This is a genomic window from Enterobacter sp. CGMCC 5087 (assembly GCF_003144775.1).
Taxonomy (GTDB): Bacteria; Pseudomonadota; Gammaproteobacteria; order Enterobacterales; family Enterobacteriaceae; genus Enterobacter; species Enterobacter cloacae_M.
In genome coordinates this window covers 1-3,155 of the sequence record NZ_QFXN01000071.1, presented here as the reverse complement: position 1 = coordinate 3,155, position 3,155 = coordinate 1, and the positions used below count along the sequence as shown (strand labels likewise).

The window sequence follows — 3,155 nt, the reverse complement described above, 5'->3', positions numbered from 1 at the left end:
TGATGCAGGCTCGCGGCTTTAACGAAGAAGATTTCGCCCGTTCGCATCCGGCGGGCGCGCTCGGCGCACGCCTGCTCAACAAGGTTCACCACCTGATGCGCACCGACGATGCCATTCCGCAGGTCAAACTCGATACCAGCGTCATGGACGCGATGCTGGAACTCAGCCGCACCGGTCTGGGGCTGGTAGCGGTCTGCGATGACAGCGGGAGCGTTAAGGGCGTGTTCACCGACGGCGACCTGCGCCGCTGGCTGGTGGGCGGCGGCAGGCTGGAAACCAAAGTGTCGGACGCCATGACCAAAGGCGGGCTGACGCTGAACGCCGAGAGCCGCGCCATTGAAGCCAAAGAGGTGCTGATGAAGCGCAAAATTACCGCCGCACCGGTGGTGGATGACGCCGGCAGGCTGTGCGGCGCCATCAACCTGCAGGATTTCTATCAGGCCGGCATTATCTAACCCTTCAGTCCCAGACGCTTCGCCAGCCTGTGCAGGTTGGCGACGTCCATCTCCAGCGCCCGCGCGCACGCCGCCCAGCTGCGGTTATTCTGCTCCAGCGCGCGGGTAATCATCTGACGCTGAAACGCCTCAGTGGCTTCGCGCAGATTTTCATTCACCGTTTCTGGTAGAGCCTGGGCGATTGCCGGTGCGGTTTCATCCTGCAGCGCAAAATGATGCGCGTGGATCACAACTTCGTCACCCGAACGCGTCGCCCGCGCCAGCACCACCGCGCGGTGAATCGCGTGCTCCAGCTCGCGCACGTTGCCCGGCCAGCCGTAGCTCAGCAGATGCGCCCTCGCCCCCGGGCTCAGCACCACGCGGGAAAGCCCCATCCTGAGACGGCACTGCTCGCAGAAAAAGCCCGCCAGCAGCACCACGTCGTCCCCGCGCTCGCGCAGCGGCGGCACGGTAAGCGGGAACACGCTCAGGCGATGGAACAGGTCGGCTCGGAACTGCCCTGCCACCACCGCTTCACGCAGGTCGCGGTTCGTTGCCGCCAGCACGCGAACGTCCACTCGGTGACTGCGGTCATCCCCCACGCGCTGGATGTCGCCGTACTGCAACACGCGCAGCAGCTTGGCCTGCAGCGACAGGGAGAGCTCGCCGATTTCATCCAGAAACAGCGTGCCGTTATCGGCCATTTCAAACTTGCCGCTGCGGTTGCTGATGGCTCCGGTAAACGCCCCTTTTACGTGACCAAACAGCTCGCTTTCCGCCACGCTTTCCGGCAGCGCGGCGCAGTTGAGATACACCAGCGGGTTCACCGCGCGCGGCGACGCTTCGTGAATGGACTTCGCCACCAGCTCCTTACCGGTGCCGGTTTCCCCGAAGATCAGCACGTTCAAATCTGAGGCGGCGACAATCTCAATCTCTTTTTTGAGCTGCGCCATGCCCGGAGAAAGGCCGATCATCTCCGTTTGCGTCACCTGCTCAAACGCCCTCGGGCTACCGGGAAGAATGTTCTGGCTCTCCAGCTGTTCAATCAGCAGGGCATTGTTCAGCGCCCCGGCGGCCAGGGCGGCAATCAGGCGCAGCTCTTCGTCGCTAAAGGTGTCGAACTGGTCCGGTGACAGGCCGTCAAGGGTCAGTGCGCCGATCAGGTTTTGTCCGGCAAATAAAGGCAGGCCGATACAGGCGTGCACCTTGAGGCTCTCCTGTCCGGGAATAAGCCCGTCGTACGGGTCGGGCAAATCGCTGTCCGCCGGGAAGCGCACCACGTCACCCGCGCGGGCGATGGTTTCCAGACGCGGATGGCCCTCAAGGGTAAAACGCCGCCCGAGCACGTCCTTCGCCAGCCCGTCGATAGCCAGCGGAATAAACTGCCGCCCCTCGTAGCGCAGCAGCGCGGACGCATCGCACTCAAGCACGTGGCGCAGCGTGGAGATCAGCCGCTGAAAGCGGTCCTGATGGCCGATACCGGTCTGCAGCTCAATGGCTATCTTCGCCAGCACGTCTACGGAAAAGCTCATAGTGACCTCGCTGTCATTTTGACAATGCATGTTGTCATATTGACACTGCTTTTGATAGTCATAATGACTACCCATTACGAATCATAAAAAAATTAATTAAGCAAAATCAATAAATTAAAAACTGGCACGTAACTTGATATAGGCAAATCATCTTATTTGAAAATGCTGTATTACGTAGAGGTTGCTATGTCTATTCTGGTTAAAAATAACATTCATTGGGTCGGTCAACGTGACTGGGAAGTGCGCGATTTCCACGGGACGGAATACAAAACGCTGCGCGGCAGCAGCTACAACAGCTATCTCATCCGCGAAGGAAAAAACGTGCTGATCGATACCGTCGATCACAAGTTCAGCCGCGAGTTCGTGCAGAACCTGCGCAGCGAAATCGACCTAGACGCCATCGACTACATCATCATCAACCACGCGGAAGAGGACCACGCCGGCGCGCTGACCGAGCTGATGTCTTACATCCCGAACACGCCGATCTACTGCACCACCAACGCCATCGACTCGATCAACGGCCACCACCACCATCCGGAGTGGAACTTCCACACCGTGAAAACCGGCGACGCGCTGGATATCGGCAACGGCAAGCAGCTGATCTTCGTGGAAACCCCGATGCTGCACTGGCCGGACAGCATGATGACCTACATGACCGGCGACGCGGTGCTGTTCAGCAACGACGCCTTCGGCCAGCACTACTGCGACGAGCGCCTGTTCAACGACGAAGTGGACCAGACCGAGCTGTTCGAGCAGTGCCAGCGCTACTATGCCAACATCCTGACGCCGTTCAGCCGCCTGGTGACGCCAAAAATCACCGAGATCCTCGGCTTCAACCTGCCGGTGGACATGATTGCCACCTCCCACGGCGTGGTGTGGCGTGAAAATCCCACCCAGATTGTGGAGCTCTACCTGAAATGGGCGGCGGACTATCAGGAAGACCGCATCACTATTTTCTACGACACCATGTCCAACAACACCCGCATGATGGCGGACGCCATTGCCCAGGGCATCAACGAAGTGGACCCCAACGTGGCGGTGAAAATCTTCAACGTGGCGCGCAGCGATAAGAACGAGGTGTTGACCAACGTCTTCCGCTCTAAGGGCGTGCTGGTGGGCTCCTCCACCATGAACAACGTGATGATGCCGAAAATTGCCGGTCTGGTAGAAGAGATGACCGGCCTGCGTT

3 protein-coding genes are annotated in these 3,155 nt (G+C 59.5%); 2 read left to right on the top strand and 1 reads right to left on the bottom strand.

The genetic code is table 11. From position 1 onward, the window contains the following. A partial coding sequence (locus DEO48_RS06545; RefSeq protein ID WP_146198246.1) for a CBS domain-containing protein occupies positions 1 to 455 on the top strand: 455 nt, incomplete at its 5' end. Here the strand turns inward: DEO48_RS06545 and norR are convergent. Next, a complete protein-coding gene (gene norR / locus DEO48_RS06540) occupies positions 452 to 1,966 on the bottom strand; it encodes a nitric oxide reductase transcriptional regulator NorR (RefSeq protein ID WP_109844689.1) in 1,515 nt (504 codons plus the stop codon). The genes DEO48_RS06545 and norR overlap by 4 nt on opposite strands. 186 nt (positions 1,967 to 2,152) lie before the next feature. Here norR and norV point away from each other — a divergent pair. Then, the coding region (norV, locus tag DEO48_RS06535; RefSeq protein ID WP_109844690.1) for an anaerobic nitric oxide reductase flavorubredoxin at positions 2,153 to 3,155 on the top strand (1,003 nt) is incomplete at its 3' end.